At 32.9% G+C, this 23,751-nt stretch carries 21 protein-coding genes; 12 read left to right on the top strand and 9 right to left on the bottom strand.

Annotation, left to right across the window (positions count from 1 at the left end; all coding sequences use genetic code 11):
* Positions 1 to 7: 7 nt before the first annotated feature.
* From ftsZ to J2T59_RS02445, 8 genes are all read left to right on the top strand, one after another.
* Positions 8 to 1,111: a cell division protein FtsZ gene (ftsZ, locus tag J2T59_RS02480; RefSeq protein WP_259133619.1), complete on the top strand. Its 1,104-nt coding sequence runs from the start codon at positions 8 to 10 to the stop codon at positions 1,109 to 1,111.
* Between the two features lie 168 nt (positions 1,112 to 1,279).
* Positions 1,280 to 1,489: a protein translocase SEC61 complex subunit gamma gene (locus J2T59_RS02475; RefSeq protein ID WP_259133618.1), complete on the top strand. Its 210-nt coding sequence runs from the start codon at positions 1,280 to 1,282 to the stop codon at positions 1,487 to 1,489.
* A 4-nt stretch (positions 1,490 to 1,493) separates the two neighbouring features.
* Complete coding sequence (locus J2T59_RS02470; RefSeq protein ID WP_259133616.1) at positions 1,494 to 1,961, top strand: transcription elongation factor Spt5; 468 nt, start codon at positions 1,494 to 1,496, stop codon at positions 1,959 to 1,961.
* Positions 1,962 to 1,987: 26 nt separating this feature from the next.
* Complete coding sequence (locus J2T59_RS02465) at positions 1,988 to 2,473, top strand: 50S ribosomal protein L11 (protein ID WP_259133614.1); 486 nt, start codon at positions 1,988 to 1,990, stop codon at positions 2,471 to 2,473.
* Positions 2,474 to 2,610: 137 nt separating this feature from the next.
* Positions 2,611 to 3,252: a 50S ribosomal protein L1 gene (locus J2T59_RS02460; protein ID WP_259133613.1), complete on the top strand. Its 642-nt coding sequence runs from the start codon at positions 2,611 to 2,613 to the stop codon at positions 3,250 to 3,252.
* Positions 3,252 to 4,292, top strand: a complete 1,041-nt coding sequence (locus J2T59_RS02455; protein ID WP_259133873.1) for a 50S ribosomal protein L10 — start codon at positions 3,252 to 3,254, stop codon at positions 4,290 to 4,292. Before J2T59_RS02460 ends, J2T59_RS02455 begins: the two co-directional genes overlap by 1 nt.
* Positions 4,293 to 4,339: 47 nt before the next feature.
* Entirely contained in the window at positions 4,340 to 4,651 is a 312-nt protein-coding gene (gene rpl12p, locus J2T59_RS02450; RefSeq protein ID WP_259133612.1) for a 50S ribosomal protein P1, read from the top strand.
* A gap of 91 nt (positions 4,652 to 4,742) precedes the next feature.
* Complete coding sequence (locus J2T59_RS02445) at positions 4,743 to 5,711, top strand: radical SAM protein (protein WP_259133611.1); 969 nt, start codon at positions 4,743 to 4,745, stop codon at positions 5,709 to 5,711.
* Between the two features lie 29 nt (positions 5,712 to 5,740).
* Here J2T59_RS02445 and thiC read toward each other — a convergent pair whose 3' ends face one another.
* From thiC to J2T59_RS02405, 8 genes are all read right to left on the bottom strand, one after another.
* Complete coding sequence (thiC, locus tag J2T59_RS02440) at positions 5,741 to 7,021, bottom strand: phosphomethylpyrimidine synthase ThiC (protein WP_259133609.1); 1,281 nt, start codon at positions 7,019 to 7,021, stop codon at positions 5,741 to 5,743.
* Positions 7,022 to 7,189: 168 nt separating this feature from the next.
* Positions 7,190 to 8,113 (bottom strand): S-layer glycoprotein N-glycosyltransferase AglJ, encoded by a 924-nt coding sequence (aglJ, locus tag J2T59_RS02435; RefSeq protein ID WP_259133607.1) that lies wholly within the window; start codon positions 8,111 to 8,113, stop codon positions 7,190 to 7,192.
* A 17-nt stretch (positions 8,114 to 8,130) separates the two neighbouring features.
* Positions 8,131 to 8,682 (bottom strand): TATA-box-binding protein, encoded by a 552-nt coding sequence (locus J2T59_RS02430; RefSeq protein ID WP_259133605.1) that lies wholly within the window; start codon positions 8,680 to 8,682, stop codon positions 8,131 to 8,133.
* Positions 8,683 to 8,767: 85 nt separating this feature from the next.
* Positions 8,768 to 9,874, bottom strand: coding sequence for an SMC-Scp complex subunit ScpB (gene scpB, locus J2T59_RS02425; RefSeq protein WP_259133603.1), 1,107 nt, complete (start codon positions 9,872 to 9,874; stop codon positions 8,768 to 8,770).
* Positions 9,875 to 9,879: 5 nt separating this feature from the next.
* On the bottom strand, positions 9,880 to 10,722 hold the full coding sequence (locus J2T59_RS02420; RefSeq protein ID WP_259133601.1) for a segregation/condensation protein A: 843 nt from the start codon (positions 10,720 to 10,722) through the stop codon (positions 9,880 to 9,882).
* On the bottom strand, positions 10,719 to 14,243 hold the full coding sequence (gene smc / locus J2T59_RS02415; protein WP_259133599.1) for a chromosome segregation protein SMC: 3,525 nt from the start codon (positions 14,241 to 14,243) through the stop codon (positions 10,719 to 10,721). Before smc ends, J2T59_RS02420 begins: the two co-directional genes overlap by 4 nt.
* Before the next feature lie 75 nt (positions 14,244 to 14,318).
* Positions 14,319 to 15,080: a hypothetical protein gene (locus tag J2T59_RS02410; RefSeq protein WP_259133597.1), complete on the bottom strand. Its 762-nt coding sequence runs from the start codon at positions 15,078 to 15,080 to the stop codon at positions 14,319 to 14,321.
* A gap of 416 nt (positions 15,081 to 15,496) precedes the next feature.
* The gene (locus J2T59_RS02405; RefSeq protein WP_259133595.1) at positions 15,497 to 15,703 is read right to left on the bottom strand and encodes a hypothetical protein; all 207 of its coding nucleotides are present in this window, start codon (positions 15,701 to 15,703) and stop codon (positions 15,497 to 15,499) included.
* Positions 15,704 to 16,336: 633 nt separating this feature from the next.
* On the opposite strand from J2T59_RS02405, the gene mtaA reads away from it, so the two are divergent.
* From mtaA to mtaB, 4 genes are all read left to right on the top strand, one after another.
* On the top strand, positions 16,337 to 17,347 hold the full coding sequence (gene mtaA / locus J2T59_RS02400) for a methylcobamide:CoM methyltransferase MtaA (protein WP_259133593.1): 1,011 nt from the start codon (positions 16,337 to 16,339) through the stop codon (positions 17,345 to 17,347).
* 417 nt (positions 17,348 to 17,764) lie between these two features.
* Positions 17,765 to 20,974, top strand: a complete 3,210-nt coding sequence (locus tag J2T59_RS02395) for a PAS domain S-box protein (protein ID WP_259133591.1) — start codon at positions 17,765 to 17,767, stop codon at positions 20,972 to 20,974.
* Between the two features lie 119 nt (positions 20,975 to 21,093).
* A complete protein-coding gene (mtaC, locus tag J2T59_RS02390) occupies positions 21,094 to 21,861 on the top strand; it encodes a methanol--corrinoid protein MtaC (RefSeq protein WP_259133589.1) in 768 nt (255 codons plus the stop codon).
* Between the two features lie 16 nt (positions 21,862 to 21,877).
* Complete coding sequence (mtaB, locus tag J2T59_RS02385) at positions 21,878 to 23,260, top strand: methanol--corrinoid protein co-methyltransferase MtaB (protein WP_259133587.1); 1,383 nt, start codon at positions 21,878 to 21,880, stop codon at positions 23,258 to 23,260.
* A gap of 362 nt (positions 23,261 to 23,622) precedes the next feature.
* On the opposite strand, the gene J2T59_RS02380 is transcribed toward mtaB, so the two are convergent.
* The coding region (locus tag J2T59_RS02380; RefSeq protein WP_259133870.1) for a transposase at positions 23,623 to 23,751 on the bottom strand (129 nt) is incomplete at its 5' end.

Genomic DNA, 23,751 nt, shown 5'->3' with positions numbered 1-23,751 from the left:
ATAATATATGAAGTCCATAGTAGAAGAAGCTCTATCTCGATCTGCTGAAGAAGGTAAATATGCCTCAAATGAAAGAGGTGGATCAGATATAAACGCAGAACTAGAGAAAATGTTACATGAACTGCAAACGTCGATAAAAGTGATAGGTTGTGGTGGTGGTGGTTCAAATAGCATTCAAAGAATGAAAGATGAAGGAATAAGGGGCGCAGAACTTATAGCCCTTAATACTGATGCCCAGCATCTCTTAAATGTTACTGCCGACAAAAAAATGCTTATAGGTAAAAAAAAGACCAGAGGACTGGGTGCAGGAAGTTTACCTCAAATTGGAGAAGATGCTGCATTGGAGAGTGTAGATGAACTGCGCACCATTGTAACTGGTGGAGATATGGTCTTCATAACAACCGGTTTAGGAGGAGGTACTGGAACTGGATCTGCCCCCATTCTTGCAGAGGCTGCAAGAGATGCAGGAGCCTTAACTATTGCAGTCGTTACTCTTCCATTTGGTGTAGAAGGGCATGTAAGACGTACTAATGCTGAAGCAGGTCTTGAGAGATTAAGAGAGGTCGCGGATACTGTTATTGTTGTACCAAATGATAAACTTCTAGAGGTAGTACCACGACTACCACTTCAAGCTGCTTTTAAAGTATCCGATGAAGTATTAATGAGAGCTGTTAAAGGAATTACAGAATTAATCACAAAACCGGGCCTAGTTAATTTAGACTTCGCAGATGTCAGAACAGTTATGCAAAATGGAGGAGTGGCTATGATTGGATTGGGAGAAGCCGATGGAGAAAACAAAGCTTCTGAATCCGTCCAGAAAGCTTTAAGGAGTCCTTTACTAGATGTCGATATTTCTGGTGCTACTTCAGCTCTTGTTAATGTTATTGGAGGACCTGATATGACAATTGCAGAAGCTGAAACTGTAGTTCAAGAAGTTTATAGCAGAATTGACCCAAGTGCTCGACTAATTTGGGGAGCTCAAGTTGATCCTGAGCTTGATCAAACCGTTCGTACAATGATTGTCGTCACTGGTGTGAAATCTCCACAAATATATGGACAAGGTAGCGCTAAAAATGTGACACGTAGATATGGAATTGATTTTGTTAAATAATATCCATTCCTCTTATTTTATTTGTTGAAAAGAAATTATACAAACTCAACGGAAAAGTATTTTATAGATAAAGTGTTTTAGTTGCCTCTATTATACCCACTAGAATTTGACTTGTGGATAAATAGAGCTCTTATTATTTAATAACTAACTAGACTGGTTGTGAAAACATTGGGAAACGGTACATTTCAATCTGATAAATCAAAAAAAGGTGTTCTTCAAAGCATTAAATCTTATCTCAGAGTCCTTAAATTGACTAAAAAACCTTCTAGAGAGGAATTTCTAATGATTTCCAAGATAGCAGCTATTGGTATTTTGGTTATAGGCACCGTTGGATTTATTATATATCTACTTTTAACAGAAGTCCCAAGATTGGTGTGATTAAATGAGTGAAAATGGGGATTCTGTGATATATGTTGTTAAAACTACAGCTAACCAGGAGAAATCTGTAGCTATAATGCTAACTCAAATCGCAAGAAAAGATCGTCTTGATATACGATCCATACTTGCTCCTGACGAATTAAAAGGTTATGTACTAATAGAGGCACCGAACGTTAGTACTGTTGAGCAAGCAATACAAACAGTACCTCATGCTAGGTCCCTTGTAAAGGGAGAATCCAGCCTAGATGAAATAATGCATTTCCTCACACCTAAACCAACCGTAACTGGAATTACTGAAGGAGCAATTATAGAAATCACTTCAGGTCCATTTAAAGGTGAAAAAGCACGTGTTAAAAGAGTAGATGAAGGACATGAAGAAATAACAGTAGAGCTATTTGATGCAGTTGTTCCAATTCCTATAACAATAAGAGGAGATACTGTAAGAGTTCTAAAAAAAGAAGAGCAAGCCTAACTATTAATTAAAAATGGTGATTTTAAATGTCAAATGTAGTAGAAGCATTAGTTGCTGGTGGTAAAGCAAACCCTGGTCCTCCTCTAGGACCTGCACTCGGGCCACTAGGTGTTAACATTAAGGATGTAGTCGATCAAATTAACGATAAAACAAAAGATTATAATGGTATGCAAGTTCCTGTCAAAGTAATTGTTGATGATAAAAAGAACTTTGAGATTGAGGTAGGAACTCCACCAACTTCTGCCTTGCTAATGAAAGAGGTAGGTGTAGAAAAAGGTGCATCTGAGCCTGGTACCGAGATCATAGGTGATTTGAAAATTGAACAGATTGCAAAAGTTGCTCGTATGAAAAAAGGTGATATCCTTTCATATAACTTCAAAGCGGCAACCAAAGAAATAATTGGTAGCTGTGTACCATTAGGAATTACAGTAGAAGGAGTTTCCCCTAAAGATTGCCAAAAGGCGATTGATTCTGGAGACTTTGATAGTAGACTAGAAGCTGAGGAATGGTAAATAGGTTAGTCTAACCGATAACTTTAAACCCAATAGATATACTATTGAACTGCTTACATGGAGATAATATACTCCAAAATATACCGTAGTAGGCTGAAGCCGCTGTGAATGGTTCACACAACTACGGGAGGTACAAAATGGTTGATAATAATATAGTAGAAGCTGTTAACAAATTGCTTGAGGATTCTAAAAGTAGAAACTTTGAGGAAAGTGTTGATCTGGCCATTAATCTAAAAAACCTGGATTTAAGTCAACCCAAGAATAGAATTGATGAAGAAATAATTCTTCCTCATGGTCTTGGTAAGGAAAGAAAGGTTGCAGTCTTTGCAAAAGGAGACGTTGCACTAAAAGCTAAAAATTCAGGGGCAGATTATATTTTTTCAGAAGAGGACATTAATGAATTAGCTACGGACAAATCAAGGGCAAGGGCTCTTGCAAATGAATGTAGTTTTTTTATTGCAGAAGCGCAATATATGCCCATGATTGGTAAAGCCCTTGGTACAGTGCTTGGTCCAAGGGGGAAAATGCCAACTCCTCTTACTGGTGACAAAGATATTATTAGCATGATTAACAGTCTAAAAAACTCAATAAGAGTTAGGTCTAAAGATAAGCAAACTTTCCATGTTTCTGTTGGAATAAGAAATCTTGATCCTAATAAAGTTGCTGAAAATGTTGAAACAGTTTTGTATAGAATTGAAAATGCTCTCGAGAAAGGAAAACACAACCTAAAGTCGGTTTATATTACAACCACAATGGGTTCATCCGTGAGGGTGGTATGATGGAAGAAACATTGCATCACACTGAGCATATCCCTCAGTGGAAAAAAGATGAGATAAAATCCATAAAAGATCTCATAAACACCTATCCACTATTTGCAATAGCTGGTATTGGAGGCATTCCTGCAAAACAGTTCCAGATAATGAGAAGGGAATTGAAGGATACTGCAGTACTTCGTGTATCTAGAAATACATTGATAAACAGAGCTCTAGATGAAGCAAATGAAGATATACAAAAAATGAACGATTTTGTAGAACTTCAAACTGCACTTATTTTTACTGAAGAAAATCCATTCAAGTTATACAAGATTCTTGAACAAAGCAAAACACCATCTCCAATTAAAGCTGGAACTGTCGCTCCTAAAGACATAATGGTAGAAAAAGGTCCAACTAGTTTTCCACCTGGCCCTATATTGGGAGACCTTCAAAGTGTAGGAATACCGGCTGCTATTGAACAAGGTAAAGTTGTTATTAAAGAAAATAAGGTAGTTGCAAAAGAAGGTGAAGTAGTATCTTCAAAGCTTGCAGCTATGTTAGCTAGACTTGAAATCCATCCATTAGAAGTTGGAATGGACTTAAGGGCAGTTTATGAAAGTGGATTCATATTTACTCCTGATGTATTAGAAATAGATGAAAACAAATATTTCAATGATATCTCAGTTGCTTTCCAAAGAGCATTTAACCTTTCAGTCAATGCAAGTTACCCAACAAAAGCCAACATCAATATCTTGCTTTCAACTGCATTTATTAAATCACAGAGTCTTGGTTTAAGTGCAGAGATTCTTGAGCCGGATATGATGGACAAATTGATTAGCAAGGCACATTCACAAATGGTTAGTCTTGCTACAGCCGCTTCAGCAAAAGATGAAAGTGCGCTAGATGATGATTTGAATGAAATTGTTGGGGCTAGGAAAGAATCTGCTGAAAGTTCTAATGATCAGAAGAGCACAGATGAAGTAATTGACACTGAAGAAAAGAAAGAAGAAGAGGAAGACGAGTCTGAAGATAGTGGTATGGCAGGACTAGGATCTCTCTTTGGATAACTGAAAATTTATAATTAACAAAAAATTAATAGCGTAGGTGATTAGTAATGGAATATATATATGCAGCACTTTTGATGCACAGTGCAGGAAAAGAAATAACAGAAGAAGGAATTAACTCAGTATTAGAATCAGCTGGGGTCGAAGTTAACGAATCAAGAGTAAAAGCCTTGATTGCAGCACTTGAAGATGTGGATATTGAAGAAGCGATTGCATCTGCTGCTTTTGCTGCTCCAGCTGCTTCTGCGTCAAGCAGTTCAGAGCCAACTGAAGAGGCTGCTGAAGAAGCTGCTGAAGAAGAGGAAGAAGAAGACGAGTCTGAAGAAAGTGGTATGGCAGGACTAGGTGCTCTTTTTGGATAATCTGTTCCTCGTATATCTCGAGGAACCTTTTTTTTTAGAAATTTATTCACAATGTATAAACTTAAATTGATGTCTATTTAATATAGTGTTGATGTCATCATATCTAACTGAATTACGTGCATTATATCAACTTCATCTAAAAAAAAGACCTGTGGTCTTATCCCATGAAATCAATTCGCGTTGTAACCTCAAATGTAGTTTTTGTGACTACTGGAGATATGAAAGGGATGAGCTCGATACTGATGAAATTTTCTATCTATTAGAACAAGCTAAGTCTTTTGGAATTCTTTTTTATAATGTTTGGGCAACTGAACCTCTACTTAGAAAAGACTTACCCGATATATTAGAACACGCTCATAAACTTGGAATGACTACCTCTTTAATAACTAATGGACTGCTTCTTGAAAATAGAATTGATGAATTAGATCATTTAGATTATTTATCTATTTCTTTGGATAGTATCAAGTCCCTTGAAGAAATTAGAGGTATACGTTTTAATACCTTACTCCCAGGAATTATTAAAGCTAGGGATAAACTCAATAAAGAAATACTAATTAACTGTGTTCTTAGCAAGAAAAATCTTGAAGATGTTGAAGATTTGGTGAAATTAGCTAAAGATTTAGGTATGAAAATATCCTTTGAGCCAATACATAAAATTGAATCAATCGATTCAACTGATTGGAGCACTTTAGATATTAAAAAAAACAATAAATATCAAAGGGTTATAGATAAACTTATATTGATGAAAAAAAAGGGTTATCCTATCATTAACTCAATAACATATCTTGAATTAGTAAAAAACATGAGCACAGATTATAAATGTCACGCATCAGATATCATACTGAACGTTACTTCAAATGGAACAGTTGAACATTGTCGCTTAAAAAAAACCAAATTAGGAGATATCAGTTCTAGCTTAGAACACATATGGAATAATAGTAAAGCTATTAGAAATGATGTCACATCTAATTGTAGTGGATGTCTCTTTTTTGGGTATGTAGAAAACAGTCTTCTTTATAATTTCAAACCCGAAGTCATCAAAAACTATGAATGGATGTGACAAAATAGAAAAAAATAAAGAGTTATAGATTATTTAGCTAAATCATAGCTCTCATTTACAATTTTAAGTGCACAGAAATCTCCACACATAGTACATGAGTCTTCATCTGCTGGTGCACGGCTATCCCTTATCTTACGGGCATATTCTGGATCCAATGCATGTTTATACATCTCTTCCCATTTAAGGCTAGCACGTGCCCTTGACATTGCAAGGTCTTGATCCATATTTCCAAGTCTAACCATATCTCCTACATGTGCTGCAATTTTTGATGTTTGCACTCCAGTAATTACATCTTCAACGTTTGGAAGCGCAAGGTGTTCAGCAGGAGTTACATAGCACAAAAAGTCACATCCAACTGAACTAGAAATCGATGCACCTATAGCTGTAACTATATGATCCCTTCCAGGGGCCACATCAGTAACTAGTGGACCTAGCATGTAAAATGGTTTATTATTGCTCATAGCTTTCATTAGTTTTACATTTGTTTCAATCATATCAATAGGAACATGACCAGGACCCTCAACAATTACTTGTAAACCTTGTTCATGAGCCTTATCAGCTAATTCTGCATTTATTATCAGTTCTTGAATTTGTGCTCTGTCAGTAGCATCGTGTACAGCTCCAGCACGCATTCCGTTACCCATTGAAAGCACCACTTCATGTTCTTTTAAGATTTCAACTAGGTAATCAAATTGGCTGTACAGAGGATTCTCTTTTTCATTGTAAAGCATCCATGTACTCATAAATGCTCCACCACGTGAGCATAGACCACCGTAACGACCATGTGCTTTAAGCCTATCTAAAGTCACTTGATTTATTCCTGTATGTATCGCCATGAAGTTAGTTCCTAGCTTTGCTTGATCTTCAGTGGCTTTGAACAAATCATCTTCAGTCATATCTACTATAGAACCGTGTTTTCTTGTGGCTTCAATAAAAGCTTGATATAATGGTACGGACCCAACAGATAAAGAAATGCTATCAACTACCTTTTTCCTTATATCTAAAAAGTCACCACCTGTACTTAGCTCCATCAGAGTATCTGCACCTGCTTGTTCAGCTGCTTTTGCTTTTTCTACTTCTAAACTGACATCAGCAATATCTGAGGATGTTCCAATTGAAGCATTAACCTTAGTCCTTAAGCCTTGCCCAATACCACAGAATTTAACATCCCTATATGGAGAAGTTGGAATTACAATGCGCCCAGAAGCTACTCCTCGACGTACAAACTCAGGTTCAACATTTTCATTCTCTGCCACAACTTTCATTGCTTCAGTTATTTTACCATTTTTTGCTTCATTAACTATGCTCATATAATGTACCTCTATAAAGTTTATAATTTAATCTCATTTACTCAAAAAGGAAGAATATTATATAATTCTTTTTAAAAAATAGATTTGACTATATATCAAGTTAACTTGCTATAAAGTCCTTTAGTACCACATTTTTTCTTGTCTAGGAGTAAAATTAGCTTTCATTCATTACTTTTCTTTAATCATTTTTCTAACAGACCTTACGGTATCTTTGTGAAGTGAAACAATTAAATCACTAATAAAACCAAAAATCAAAAATTGAAAACCGGACAGGATTAAAATGGCTGTCAAAATTGTCATAAGTTCTCTAGTAACTCCTCTTAGCCACTCAGTTATAACAAAAAAGCCAGCTATTACGCCACAAAATAGGAAAATAGAGCCGATTATCCCGAAATAAAACATAGGGTTATGGACTTTTGCTAGCTTATAAATTGTAGCCCCTATTTTAAAACCATCCCTTAAAGGATTTAGCTTAGTTGCAGCGCTGGAATCACGTGACAAATAAGTTATCGGAACTTCTACAATTCTAAAATCCTTTTTTACACTCTCAATTGTTATTTCGGATTCAATTTCAAATCCGGTCTTGTTTAAGTCAAAGCTCTTTATAGCCTCTTTTGTGAATCCACGATAGCCTGAAAGAATGTCACTTAGCCATTCACCGTATGCAAGGCCAAAAAGCCAGTTTATCAGCCGATTGCCTATAAGGTTCAATTTTGTGAAGGCGCCTTTTTCGTAGTCTGCAAACCTGTTTCCTATTACATGATCCGCTTCATCTTCAACAAGTGGAGATAATATATTGTGAATATCCGATGGAAGATAAGTACCATCCCCATCAGCCATTATGATATACTCATTATCAATTATCTGGAAAGCTTGTTGTAACGCTTGACCTTTGCCTTTACCTTCTTGAAGAATGACCTCTGAGCCTTCTGATAGTGCTATCTCTCTTGTCCTATCAGTGCTATTGCCGTCTATGACAACAATATTATTGAATCCTTCTTCTTTAAACTCTTGTATGAGTTTACCTATAGTTGCCTCTTCATTTAGTGTAGGTAAAAGCACACATACATCAAAATTTAGTTTATAGTTCAAGATACTCACGTATTATTTCAAAGCAGTCCCATGCTATCTAACTGTTGTCTAACAACTTCTACCCCTTGTTCACAGTCTTCAGGTGATTTCCCACCTGTAACTACAAGCTTACCTGAACTAAATATTAAAACTACTACTTTTGGTTCATCAATCCTATAAACTAGTCCAGGAAACTGTTCTGGCTCATATTCTATATTTTCAAGACCTAGTCCAATTGCAATAGCATTTAGATTAAGAACTGCGTGTAAATCTGCAGATGCAACGATATTTTGAACAGTTATGTCTGGGTTGGGAACCGTTTCTACGCCTATAGAGTTTAGCTTTTTTGCCATGTTTTTTATAACTGTATGCACATCATTAACATTTTTAGCGCCGGTACATACTACCTTTCCTGATGTGAATACAAGGAAAGCAGCCTTTGGATCAGATACCCTATATACTAACCCTGGAAATTTTTGTTTGTTATATTCGGCACCTTCAAACTCAATCTCAATTTTTGTTAAATCAAAACTTTCTGCAAGTTTAGTAGATGCAACAACATTCTCTATTTTAAGATTATATCCTGTCATAATAATTATCCTCAGTATTTAAACTATTTATTCATATAAATAACCCTTATTTATACTATACTATATAAATATATATTTAAACACCTTATTCTGACTTAGTTTCCTTCAAGCCATCTATGATAGTTTCATACTTTTTGCAAACCTTTTCAAATAAATCTTCATCTAGCCCATGTGTTGGTACCACTATCCCTATATTACTGGAATTATCTTTTTCAGCTATAGACAATTTGTAGTCAGGTAATATACAGACACCATCTGACGATATTCTGATGTGAAGATCAGATAATATCCTCGATATCATATCCGTTTTTGGATTAGCCTTTTTATCAATTACCATGGCTTTGGAAACATAATATTCTCTTTTTTCTTTGATTTTTTCTATTGACGTTTCTGCGACATTAGAATCATAAACATCACTTAACAAATTGATATTATTTATCAAATCTTCAAATGTAGTTGATTTAACCTCAATTATTTCTCCATCATAATACTTACTTACATTTGAACTATAGCCTTCAGCAATCAATAATTTGTAAACATCTGAGAGAGAATCAATTTCATCAGATGTTGGTTTATAAGCATTAATCACGCGATATTCAGATATTCCACACATATCCATTAAAGATTCATACATTGGAGTTACAGCTATAACTTTTCGCCCAAGCCATCTATCGAGTCCAAGATTTCCACTTTGATTACGAGATAGTTCTATGATTTTCTCTTTAATAGTTGTCATATCATTTGATTCTATACCAAAATAGTCCGCAAAAAGTTCTGTAGTTTGAAGAATTTTTGTGCGACCATGTGGGTTTGTATTTATAAAACCCCGGTTTTTCAGTTCATTTACATGATCGTATACAGAATTGCCTCTAATATCTACTAAATCAGCCTGGGATATGGGTTGATGGTAAGCAACCATTGATAAAGTTCTAAGAACTGGTGGTTTAATTTCACCTGGTGCAATTTTACTGACAATTTTTGAGTATTTAGGTTTAACTTGCATAGCAAACCTATCTGTATTTATTTGTATGATTTCTAAACCAGTTTCTCTTCGATCATATTCTTGAATTAAAGAAGTAATTAATTCTTTGATTTCATCCTTTGATATATTTAATTTTTTAGAGATACTAGTGCAGTCTAAACCTTCGCCCGAAACAAATAATGATGCTTCAATAATTTCTTTTTTATTCATATTTATCAATTCTCTTCAACTGGCAAAGATGCATCGTCTTTAACAATATATAATTCTCCAAAAAATTCTCTTTGGTAAAGTTTTATTTTTTTATCAGTGGCTAGAAAAAGGAGTGAAATATAGGTCATTAGTTGCTCTGATTTTTTATTAAAAGAGCTCGTTTCTAGGAACTCACTGAAAGATATACAGTCTCTATCTTTAAGACTCGTTTCTACTGATTTATAAACAGACTCATTGATTTCCGAAATGCTTTCTTCATGAGCAATGCCTAGTACATCTTCAATACTATCTTTTGAGCTATTAAATTGTTTTTTATTCCTATTTCTCTCTTTTCTACGTACCTCAACTTTTTCAGCTTTTTGCAATTCTGTTATAAGTTCTTCTAGTGTAACTGGTCTTTTTGAATTTCTACGGAGTGGTAAATCGGGTACAGGATATTCATCAACATCATAGAAGCCTAGCTCATCATCAAAATCATCAAAATCATCAATACAATCATCTTCATCGTTATCCATAAAAGCGTTGGACTTCATTCGGAGTAAAATTGAAGCATATAGCAGAGTTCTACCGGAGATCCTTAAATCCGTTAAATCCATTTCTTCTATTTTCGCTAGAAATTTATCAGTAACTTCAACAATATCAATATCCCATGGATTAATATGCTCTTTTTTAGCCAATTCAACCAATATTTCAATTGGTTCACCAGTTAAGTTTTCAGATTCTTGCCCTTTTAGCTCTTCAATTCCAAAAGCATTTAAATCCTCTAAAATACTTGATTTTAGTCTAGAGATTTTATTAAAGTTTTCCTCTAAGTTTTTTTCTGAAACCAACTCATTTTTAGGGTTCAACGTATTTTCACACCTGTAATATTACTAATATTATCATCTTGCATTGAAACTCCTATAGTCCTAGAAGCTGCCTCAATCATAGGCTTCCTTAAAGAAACAACTATGAACTGTGCATATTCTGTTGATTTTTTAATTCTCTTGGCGACTCTTTCTGCATTTGCACCATCTAAAAACATATCAATTTCATCAAAAGCATAAAACGGTGCAGGCCGATATTGTTGTATTGAAAATACAAAAGCAAGGGCTGTTAAACTTTTTTCTCCCCCAGACATTGCTTCAAGTCTTTGTAAGCTTTTATCTTTTGGTTGTGCTTTTAAGGTTAGTCCGCCACTAAACGGATCATCATAATTATCTAGAACTAATTCTCCACTACCGTCCGACAATTCATTGAATATTAATTTGAAGTGTTCATTGATTCCATCAAATGCTTCCATAAAAGAAGATTTTTTTAAATCTTCGTATTGATCAATTCGGTAAATAATTCCTTCTCTTTCATTAAAAAGAACATCTCGCTTCTCTTTAAGTTCTTCTAACCTTTGTTCAACACTATCATATTCATCAATGGCTCTCATATTAACCGGTTCAAGTTTTTCCATTGATCTTTCAATTGAAGATATTCTAGTCTTAACTGTCTCATAACTAGGAACTTTCGATTCTATTTCAATATCCCTTCTATCTATTTCAGATACCAAATCATCTATTTGATCTCTCAAAGCTTCTTTTGTAGATTCTAACCCATCTATTTCTCTCTTCATGGACTCAAAATTAGATTTTAAGCTTTCAAAGTTCTCTTTTAGTTTTTTATAATCTGATTCTTTTTTATCTCGCTCATTTCTAAGTTCTACTAGCTTTTCTGAAAGTTCTTTCTCTTTATTTTGCATAGATAATAGTTGCAAGTTCATTTGTTCTATTTTTTCCTTGTATGATGCGATTTGATTCTTATAATCTTCTTTTTTGGATTCTATTTCCCCTATGTATTCCCTATTATCATTGATTTTTTTCTTTGTGTATTCATAATCAAGTTCAAGTGAGTTTATTCGAGATTGAACCTCAAATGATTTATCTCCAAGATTTTTTATAGTTTCATCAATGTTAGAGACTTTTTTGTTTAATTCTGGAATCCTAGAGTCAGCTAATTTACTTTCAATGAGTTCAGCTTCTTTTGACAATGAAGTTATTTTTTCTTCAACTTCTTCTTTTTCACCTATTATTTGAGACATATGATTTCGTATGTCATTCTGTTCAATTTTTATTTGTTCAAGGCTTGAACTTCTAGATTTTATCAATTCATCTAAACGTTCACCACGGCTGCTTATTTCTTCAAGGTGGAGCTCTTTTTTAGAAATTTCATTCTCAGATTTATTAATTTCTTTTTTTATATTAGAGATATGAGATTCTACTGAATCTAGTTTTTTCAATGTACTATCTCTTCTAGATTCGTATTCCGTTATTTTTTCACCTAAACTCATCAATTTTTCTTTTTCAGCAGCTGCGAAGGATAGTCTGGATCTTTTTACAGAGCCACCGGTCATTGCTCCACTTTTCTCGATAGCTTCACCATCTAACGTAACCATTCTTAGCCCACCCATCAAACGCCTAGCGTTAGCAAGTGTATCCACTATTAATGTATCTCTAAAAACATACCAAAAAGCAGCTTCAAATTTTAAATCAAAATCTATTAAATCAATAGCATAGCCTATAACACCTTCCTTGTTGGATAAATCTTTATAAGGTCTTCTTCTTTCCATTTTATTCAGAGGTAAAAATGTTGCTCTGCCTGAGTTCTTGTTCTTCAAAAAATCTATAGCGTTAGCTGCATCATCATCATTGTCTACCACAATTGATTGCATCCTCCCGCCTGCAGCTACTTCTAAAGCTGTAGAATGTTCTTGATCAACTTTTCCTAGTTCTGCAATCGTACCATATATCCCTGGTATAATCTTTCTTTTACTTGCCTTTAAAATTACATCTACAGCTTTTGAATAGTTTCCTGAATCTTCTGCTGCTTTAACACGAGCTTCAACTTTAGCATATTTTTGTTGATAGTCACGGAGTTTACCATCCAGTTCATGAAGTACTTGTTTTACTTGAGCTCTATTACTTTCAAGATCGTCAATATCTTTTTCTAAAGATCCAATATTTTCTTTTAGTTTTTCAATATCATATTCAAGTGATTTTCTATCGCTATCTGCCGAGTAGACTTTTTGTTTAGATTCTTCTATTTCGTTCTCGATTTCCTTTAACTCAGAAGATTTTCTTCGTAAGGAATCTAGTAGCCGATCTTCTTCTCTTAAGAGTTCACTTTTACGGTTTTTTAAGCCTTCTAACTCATCTTTTATGTTATTTAATTCAGCTTTTGTGCTTGCATATCTAGAATCTATTTCTGAAATCTTGCTAATCAATAATTGCCTTTCATTTTTGTGATCATTAATTTGGTCATGCAAACTATCTTTTCTAGTTTCTTGATCCTTAAGTTGAGATTCAATATCCACAAGTACAGTTTTAGACTCATCAATTCCAATAAATGCATTTTTTTTCTTTTCTTCTAATTCTTTTATCTCAGCTTCCTTTAACTCGATACTACTATTGAATCGAAAGATATCGCCTCTTATTTCTTCAATTTCCTTTTTTACTTGTATTTGTTCATCCTCGCCCATCTTTCTTATATTCATATTTAAATCATTGAACTCTTTCTCAGCGGTTTGAAGATTCTCATATGATTTATCCACTGACTGTTTCAAGTTGGATTGTGATAATTTTTTATTTTCAAGTTCAAGGCTAATAGAATTCAATTCTTCTTTAGAATCTTTGAGTTTTGATAAAAGAATATACCCTTCATACTTTATTTTTTCATCTTTTAAACCTTTATATTTTAGTGCCTGATCCCTTTCTCCTCTTAGTTTTTCAAGTTGAGTTATGACTTCTGAAATTATAATGTCCACTCTTTCAATTCGCTCTCTTACGATTTCTAGTTCATTTAATGCCCTTTCTTTTTTGGCATCAAATTCTGAGACGCCAGCGATTTCATCTATTATTTTGCGCCTTTCAGTTGGAGACATTGTTATAATTCTTGTTACGTCTCCTTGCATAACAACATTATATCCCTCGGGAGTAACTCGCCCTTTTGCTAAAACATTATGGACATCTGAGAGACTAGCTGCTTTACCATTTAAGTAAAAGTAGCTATAGTAACCATTTTCAGTTTCTTTTATTTTTCGTGAAATAACAATAGTATCAGCATCTAAAGGCAATTCTCTATCTTTATTATCAAAGTAAATAGATACCTGCGTGTAATTTGGCTTTTTTTTCGCATGACCATTATTATATATCAAATCAGTTAATTTTTCAGCTCTTAAAGTCCTAGAACCAGAAAGTCCTAGAACAAATAGAATACCGTCAATTATATTAGATTTCCCACTTCCGTTAGGGCCAGATATTGTTGTAAAATCATCAAAAAAAGGTATTTTTACCTTCTTCCCAAATGATTTAAAATTAGTGAATTCAATTGATTTTATATACACAAGATACCTCAGATATCGGCCTAAGTACTATCAACACTACTATAGTTAATTTATTGAGCTCATTTAGAAAATAAATTAATCATTTGTTCTTTTACGAGTTGTAGTTATAACAGCATCTTCACCTTCACGATTTTCAACGGTTTCATAATCTAAATTACTTTTTCTTTTACGTTTTGCATCGTCATCTGCAATTATATATTCAGATGGTTCATTCATGGAATTCGTTGAAGTTTTTTCTTTTGGTTGGTTGTTTATTAGATCAGAATTATCACAGCTTTCAGCTACAATGTACTCTCCTGAATTTAGCTTTTCCTCATCCTTAATATGAAAGTCATTTGTTTCTCGATCAAAGTCTAAATCATGGATAAATCTAGCATTTTTTGATTTAAAACTAGAGTTAGAATCTAATATATCAGCTTCATTATAACTATTTTTTTCTATTGAAGTATCAACACCACTAATATCTTCAGATTTCCCCATAGTTTGATTTAAATTATCGAATGAATCTGATTGGAAGCAACTTTCATTCGATTTAATGTAATTGTTCTTTTTTTCTTCAATATTACTTTTAGAAATCGTGTCTTTTAATGAGTTAATCATCGACTTCTGATCGAGTAATTCATTCATAACCCCATTCAAATTGGTTGACAGATTCTTTACTTTTAGTTCTAACTCTGACAGTCGACTATCAAAAACATCATTGTTTTTTGAATTCGTAGGTAATTCTGAAATTATAGATTGTTTTAGTTCACTTTTCATATCTTCTATATCTTGATTTTTTTGTAGAAGTTTTCTCTCAAGTCTTTCAATAATTAAATCTCTACTATCATTACTCATAAAATACCTCACAAACCATTCATCCCTCTAAATTATTGATCTAAATACAAGTTATGCTTATGTAAAAAACTTATAATATAGGTTATGGTAGCACTCTTTAATTTAAATATTATATACAAAATATCGGAAAATTTATTTTGTATAAGAGTTACGCCCTTAAATGTGTTTTTGTACATTTTCCACTAAGACTAGTGAATTTAGAAATAAAAATATGCTTTCTCAATTAGTTAATCATTTTACCAAAAAAATAAGCTCATTAAACTTATTTTACTTTACATAGTTCTGATTTAATTTTTTTTTGAAATGAAGTAGACTTAAAAAAAATAAAAAATGCTGAACTTTAAAAATAGCCTATATTATTCAAACCTTTTCAACTAAACTCATAAAGAATCATACTAATATCGATTCAAATAAAATCAATCTTCTTTTTCAAGTTCATTTATTATATCAGTTATTGTAAGTTCACCTTTTCCGGCTCTTTTAACCATTGGATAGATAAAAGAGCAATCATCAATTGATGCCCACCTAGTTTCTCCAACGCGTCTAATTAGCTCATTCATTATTTTTCCACAATCTGAACAATATCTACTATCACTTTCAGCTTTACAAACATCGCAATGCATAAAAACATCCTCCTAGAGCAAGTAAAAGCATTTAAAATACTTTTCTTAATTAATTTAACTAAATACTACATACAAACATATAACCATGCATATATTTATAATTTAATAAAATGAAGATTAGTTTAGGTCAAATTCATTAGTAAGATTGAATAACTTTTTATGATTTGTAGATTTTTCAACTTTTATTTTTTAAATAGTTTCTAGAAGCTTATACAGATAAAAATTGAATTAGTTTTCAGCTATTTTACTTGATAAGGTTTCATGGAAACGATATTTATATATATTATTTCAAAATTTTTCTTTTCTTCTAATAATATATAAAGATTTTTTTAATATAAAAGTTAATTGAATTTGAAAATTGTTAAAGATTTTGATTGAATTCGAAGTCTAATGCCGTCCTAATTTCTTATACAACACTTTAATTTCGAGGTCTAATCTATAAAAATCTTTATATATATGAATTATTCAAAAATAATATTTATATACTATAGACTAATCTATTTTATTGCTAAACAAAAACACATGTAGATTGGATTAAGCTGATTGTTAAAGCAAGGAAGTTTTGCACTTGAGGTATAGTAACGTTAACATTGAATAAATCAAGTTGCTGTACAAAATTTTTAGGTGAGAACCATGAATTATAAAGAACGATTAATTAAAGCTCTTAAAGGAGAAGACGTAGATAAAGCACCTGCAGTTTCAGTTACACAAACTGCAATTGTAGAACTAATGGATATTAAGAATGCAGAATGGCCTGAAGCTCATAGTGACCCAAAATTAATGGCTGAGTTGGCTATTGCAGCACATGAATTCGGAAACTTGGAAGCTGTAAGGTATCCATATTGTCTTACTGTTTTGGCTGAAGCCTTAGGGTGTGAAGTTAATATGGGAACAAAGAATAGACAACCCTCAATTACAGACCACCCATATAAAAAAGGTTTAGATCGTGAGGATTTACCTGAGAACCTATTAGAATCAGGAAGAATTCCTGCTGTTTTTGAAGCCACTAACATAATAAAAGAAAAAGTCGATGAAAGTGTACCTCTTATTGCAGGGATGGAAGGCCCAATCACGCTTGCATCGGATCTTTGTAGTGTTAGTAAGTTCATGAAGTGGTCAATTAAAAAACCGGAGGAATTTGAAAAACTACTTGACTTTGCTACCGAAGCAGCAGTCAAATACGCAAATGGCCTAGTTGAAAATGGAGCCGATGTTATCTGTGTTGCTGATCCAGTAGCTTCCCCCGACTTGATGAATCCAAAAGACTTTAATGAAAGATTAAAGCCCCGTCTTACAAAGTTTGCAGAGGATGTTCAAAGTGTAACTGTGTTACATGTATGTGGTAATGTAACTCCAATCTTGGATATGATGGCAGACTGTAATTTTACGGCACTAAGTATCGAAGAGAAAGTTGCTAGTGTAAGAGACGCAAAGGATGTTGTTGGTGATAGAGTTTCATTGGTAGGTAATGTATCAAGTCCTTTTTCCCTTTTAAGTGGTACTCCAGATAAAATTAAAGACGATGTTACAAGGGCATTAAGTGAAGGTATCGATGTTGTCGCACCTGGTTGCGGAATTGCTCCTAATACACCTTTAGAAAATGTTAAAGCACTCGTTAGTGGTCGAGACGAATATTATCAATGATTTTGCATCTAGCAAAATCACTTTTTATCTCTTTAAAGACTATTAATATTTGAAAATTAATTAGTAGTAGACAAAATTTAACTGAGTCTTTACCCTTTAAGGAACAAAAATTAAAGGCAACTCTATGGTATTAGCATAAATAATAACTGTAAGCATTATTAGCTTCTTGTTCGTTGAAAAATGAGTAAAAGAAAATGTTCACACCCTATATAAGAACGATATTCTGAGTAGATTGGATTGAAAGGAAGTATCGTTGCAGGTGTGAACGATGTTTACTACGAAAACTTCATTATATATAAAGATTTCGTGCTTGAAGCAGATACCATTAACATTATTTCTGACCGAAAGCTTGTAATCCATCTTCAAATAAAAGTCATGTTAATCTTTAAATTGATTATCTAAGGTGAACTCGAGTTTATGTACTTTAATCACAAGCTTATGACAACAATAGATGAAATATCACCTGTGTTTTTATGCCTAAATACAGAAAAGGTTTTAACAGTCGAGTTTGCATCTAACAATATCAATCAATTCGGAATTTCGCAATCCGATTTAGCATCTAGTAATTTCAATTTTACAGATATTTTTTGTGAGAATGATAAGAATTTAGTCTTAAATTTTTTCAAAGATAGCAGTGAAAAAGAACAGCTTGATTTTATAGCAAAAGTTAAAATTAAGCACGTTAATAAGTGGATAAGAGTGATTTTTACCCCACGTAAAAAAAAACATTCGAAAAGAATAACTCATTATGAATGTTATATGAGTGACTTTACCAATGTACTTCAAATAATAGAAAAACCTATCTTAATTCTTAATAGGACTTTAGAAGTAGTATTTGCAAATAGTTCCTTTTGCAATCTATTCAATACATGCTCAAAAAATATATCTAATAAATCGCTATTTGAACTTGACAGTAATAAATTAAAATTAAAGGATCTAGAGAAAGCATTAACAGCTCTCTTAATCAACAATAATGATATTAAATACAGTGCAATAAGTATTCAAGATGATGGAAGCAACATAAAAAAAATAGCATTTAGTGCTAAAAGAATAGATACTTTCAAAGGTAACTCAACTCCGATATTAGTTGAGTTCGAAGACATTACTGAATTCAGAAAGATTGAAAGCGATCTAAAGGATTACAAGAACAAATACTTATCAATTTTAGAAAGTAGTAGTGATGCAATAATTATTGCTCAAGATGAAAAATTAAAATTTGCTAATTCTAAATTTTGTTATTTAACCGGTTATAGTGAAGAAGACATTCTTGAACAACCATTACTATATTTTATTTCAGTTGAGTATTTTAGAATGTTTATCAACAGATATCGAAAATGTTTGAGCAATGAACAAAAAGATGCCCGAGTTTATAGTGTTGACATCATCTCTAAAAGCGATGAAATGATTCCTGTTGAAGTTACTTTTATACCTACTAAGCATGAAAACAAAAAAGCTGCAATGATTTCCCTACATGATATTACTGATAAAGTTAGAACAGAGAATGCTCTTAAACTAGATGAAATAAGAACTGAGTCTATGTTAGAACTAAACCAAATGACAAACAAATCTGTTCGTGAAATTATAAATTTTGCAATTAAAAGTGTATCTGCACTGACTGACAGTTCACAAGGTTACGTTGCATTGATTGATTTAGTTAATTCAACAGTTAAAGCTTATTGCTATGACGCAGCCCAAGAAGAAGATAAGCGCTTTTTTGAAGCCATATTTAATGGAAGTGAAGTCAGCAGAATATATGAGCATATTTATCAAAAAGAAGCAATTATTAAAGATTGTTCGGATACATCTCCAAATATTATCAAACTAAAGTTCCCTAAAAAAAATAGGCCCTATGGAAATACCGTTTTTGTCCCAATATTTTGTGATGATAGAATTGTTATGCTTTCCGAATTTTGGGGCAGAAAGCAAACATATGCTAAAGTTGACCTACAAACCGTGATTCTAATAATCCAAGATACATGGAGAATAATTAATAATAAATTATCAGAAAGTGCTTTAAAAGCATCTGAAAAAAAATACTCAACACTTGTAGAAAAAGGAAATGATGGAATTATAATTGTTCAAGATGAATACTTAAAGTTTGTTAACTCTAAGTTTTGCGAAATTAAAGGATGCAATGTAGATGAAGTTGTTGGTACACCATTTCTTGATGTCTTTCCACTTGAATACAGTAGAATGATCTTAAAAAGGTACAATAAATGTTTAAAGACAGATACTAGTCCAATAAGAAGCTATGAGCTGGAACTTTTATACAAAGATAACACTAAGGTGCCAGTTGAAGCAAGCTTTTCTGCGATTGATCATGAAGGTAAGCCCGCTGTAATGATTACTTTAAGGGACATAACTGAACAAAAAAGAAAAGAAAACGATTTGCTTAATTCACTAGAAGTTCAAAAAATGTTGCAAAATGTAATCAAGACCAGCCCTACAATTGTTTTTTTATGGAGAGCTGAAACTAATTGGCCTGTTGAATTTGTATCTGATAATATTGAAAAGTTTGGTTATACTCCAGAAGATTTTATTTCCGGCAAACTCCTTTTTGGAGATATTATTCATCCAGATGATCTTGAAGCTGTACAGATTGGATTATCTAACCGTTTTGAAGATGGATTTAGTGAATTTTCCCAAGAGTATAGAATAATTACTAGTTCTGGAGAAGTAAGGTGGGTCGATGAAAGAACATTTATGCAAGCTGATCAAAATGGTAACCTTGAACTTCTCCAAGGGGTCATTGTTGACATAACAGATAAGAAGCAAGCACATAGTTTTATGAATGTTGACTCTAATTTAGGTTACCTATTACATCCATCAAATGATCTTCATGAAACTTTTGAGCAATTACTAGACCTAGCACTTCAAGTTAATGAAGTTGACTGTGGAATGATCTATATTGTCGATGAAATAACAGGTGATTTAAATTTAATTACTCATAAAGGTCTATCAGAATATTTTATTGAAAAAACTTCCCACTATGATAAAAATTCAATGACCTCAAGATTATTTAAGACGGGATGGCCCATATATAAATTACATTCCGAGTTATTGTCAATAACAAGGGAACAGAATTTAAACAGAGAATCCTTAGCATCAACTGCTATCATACCTATATACACTAACATGCATATTTGTGCAATCATGTTTTTAGCATCTTATGATAAGTACGAAATTTCAGAAAATTCTAGAGACTCTCTTGAAGCCATTGCTACAAGAATTGGTGTTATTTTAGAAAAAATTAAAGATGATGCAGAAACTCACAATTATCAACAAGATGTTCACAATGTAATTGAATCTTTAGAGGATCTCATTTTTATTATAGATTATAGTGGAAAGATATTATATCTAAACCAGATTGCTGCAGATAGGCTCGAATATGAAAGAGAAAGTATCATCGGTACAAACTTAGTCTCTTTACATTCCCATGACTCGCAGATCGAGGTTGCTACCTTATTGTCAGATGTTATCAAAGGTACCATTTCTTCTTGCAATTCCCCTTTTATTACAAAAAGTGGTGAATTAGTACATAAAGAAACAAAATTTAGCAGGTGTACTTGGAACAAAAAAAATGTAATTGTTGCTTTATGTAGAGAAAATAGTTCAAAATATTTTTGAGTTGTTGATATCATTACGCAAGCTATTTAACTAGTTTAAACTCAAACTAGTAAATATACTTTAAACATATAGAAAGTTGATGGTTAAGTCTTAATTTTATTGAACTTGGATGTATTTTTATGTTAGACATAAATCCTGATAAAATTCTAATAAGATATAACGTTAAAGTTGAAGATAATATGACTGCAGACGAAGCAGCTGAAGAACTTTATCCAACTGACAACCAAATCCGATTAATTACAAAAGCTATTTTTGAAGGCGACGAAGATGAGGTTATTTCATGTTTGAAAATTGCAATGGATGATGGACTTGACCCACTTTACCTCATAAATGAAGCTCTTATGGAAGGGATGGAGATTGTATCACGCCTCTATGATGAAGGCATAATTTATCTCCCAGATGTCATAATATCAGCTCATGCAATGATTGATGGAATTGAATACTGTAAAGAGATGTCAAATATTCCCTTAGAATATAATAAAGGAAAAGTGATCTCTTTTGTAGTAGAAGGAGATATTCATGACATTGGAAAAACTATAGTTACTATACTCCTTAGAGCAAATGGTTATCAAGTCATAGATTTAGGTCGGGATGTTCCAGTTGACGATGTTGTTGAAGCAGTAAAAAAAGAAAGGCCTCTTTTTTTGAGTGGTACAGCACTAATGACTACTACAATGCATTCTTTTAGACAAATTAAAGAAAAACTTGAACATGAAGGAATTGATGTGCCATTTGTATGTGGAGGTGGTGCCGTTACACAAGATTTTGTATCTCACTTTGATTTAGGCATATATGGTGAAGAAGCTGCAGACGTGCCAAAAATTGCAGAATCTATTCTCAAAGGTTTAAATATAACTCAATTAAGAGAAAAATTTCATAGGCACTAATGAAGGATTGAGTATTATGACTAAAACAAAATTTACACGAATGGCTTATAATAGTGCCGATGATATGGTTTTTGGTAGGTGTAAAAAACCCATTAAAACAGGTTTTGATTTAGAAATTGGTTCAGGTTCTACTATTCCTGAAATAAATTACGCACCACGACCTGAAGCATCTAAAAGTCCTGAAAAACTAATAAGTGAATATGACAGGATTACAAATGATATATTGAATAGAATGATTCAGCTAGGAGTACCTTCTGTGGTTTTAGAAACTGAACACGTTCAAGATATGACTATTAATGCTAAATTAGGATCTGAAATAGCTCATATACAAAAAACTATTTTGGAAGAGTTTTATGATGAATATGGAATTAAGTGTGGGCTTAGACATACAATAGCTGACATAAGAGAAAGAAAAAACCATTTAGATTTAAAAGATGGTCGTTTTTCTCTTCTTATGGAGTGTTTTGATAGTGTAGCCTCTAAAGGAGCAGATCTATTATCGATTGAGTCTATTGGCGGTAAAGAAGTGTTTGATTATTCAATTTTGAAAAATGACTTTAGAGGCATATTATATTCAATCGGCTGTCTTGGGGCAATTGATGTTGAAAACTTATGGTTGGAAATCACAAAAATTGCTAAAAAATACAAATCTGTTCCAGCGGGAGATACAGCTTGTTCTCAAGCAAACACTGCTATGTTTCTTGCTGGTGGACTTCTTGATAAAAACTTAGCACATACTTCAGCTGCAGTGATTAGGGGCGCATCAGCTTCACGTTCTTTAGTAGCAAATGAAGCTGGTGCTATAGGGCCTGGAAAAGATTGTGGTTACGAGAACGTCATTCTAAAGGCAGTCACAGGCATGCCAGTTTCTCAATGTGGAAAAAGTTCAAGCTGTGCACACTCTGACATAATGGGTAACTTAATGATGCAGTGTTGTGATATGTGGTCAAATGAATCAGTAGAATACCATGGTGAATTTGGTGGGATGTCAGTCCAGTGCTGGGGAGAGGTCCTTGCATACGACTGCAGTATGCTAAATGCAGCAATTGAGACTGGAAATGATAAAATTCTAAGAGATATTTTGATGGTATCAGATAGATATAGAGACCCTCAAGGATTTATTTTATCTTATGATAATGCTTATGAAATTGGTAAAGAAATTACCAACTATACAGATGATACTTATATGAGGACAAAAAAAGCTGCTCTTAAATGTTGTAATCTTTTAATAGAAGGATCCAGAAATAAGTTAAACTTATCGCGGTTTGAGTGCACTAATCTTGAAAAATTGAGACTGGAACTTAAAGCATTAACCGATGATTCTGATGAATTTCAAAATGAATGTTTGGATGAATATACCAAAAAAGTTAGAGGGTTCATTCCTGGAAATTATTTTTGATGACTAAGTCCTATAGTTTTTTTATTAAATAAATTATCTTTTTTTTTATTGTTAGGAGAAGTATTGGTGCAGGCTAATTAGATAAACTTGCCTTTTCCAGTTTTTACTGACAAACTTAAACTTCAAGGTCTTTTAGAAATATTCTCCATGCAATTATCTATAACTTCTTCTTGAATTTCTAAACTTCGCTCCTTTAAAGAAATCTAATGTATATGAGTTAATTTATACTATTTACAGAAAGTTTGATGAATATTCAAGTAAACAGCGAATTTTTCAGCGAAATATTTACTTTTTAGCATATCCATAAAGTGATTCTGGTTGTGTCACTATTTTGCTGTAAATTCTCCTGTACCACACTTTAGTTAGAGATCCATGTTTAAATATCTATTTCCTGTTAACCATTCTTCGTTCATATCTATTAGTATCGAAACACCCAATCTCATCAATGCTTCCTGATTTGGGAATGCACCTACTACTTTGCTTCTTCTTTT

This window comes from Methanosalsum natronophilum (genome assembly GCF_024808815.1).
GTDB classification, from domain to species: Archaea; Halobacteriota; Methanosarcinia; order Methanosarcinales; family Methanosarcinaceae; genus Methanosalsum; species Methanosalsum natronophilum.
The sequence above is the reverse complement of the archived record's forward strand: the minus strand, read 5'-3'. Positions and strand labels throughout refer to the sequence as shown.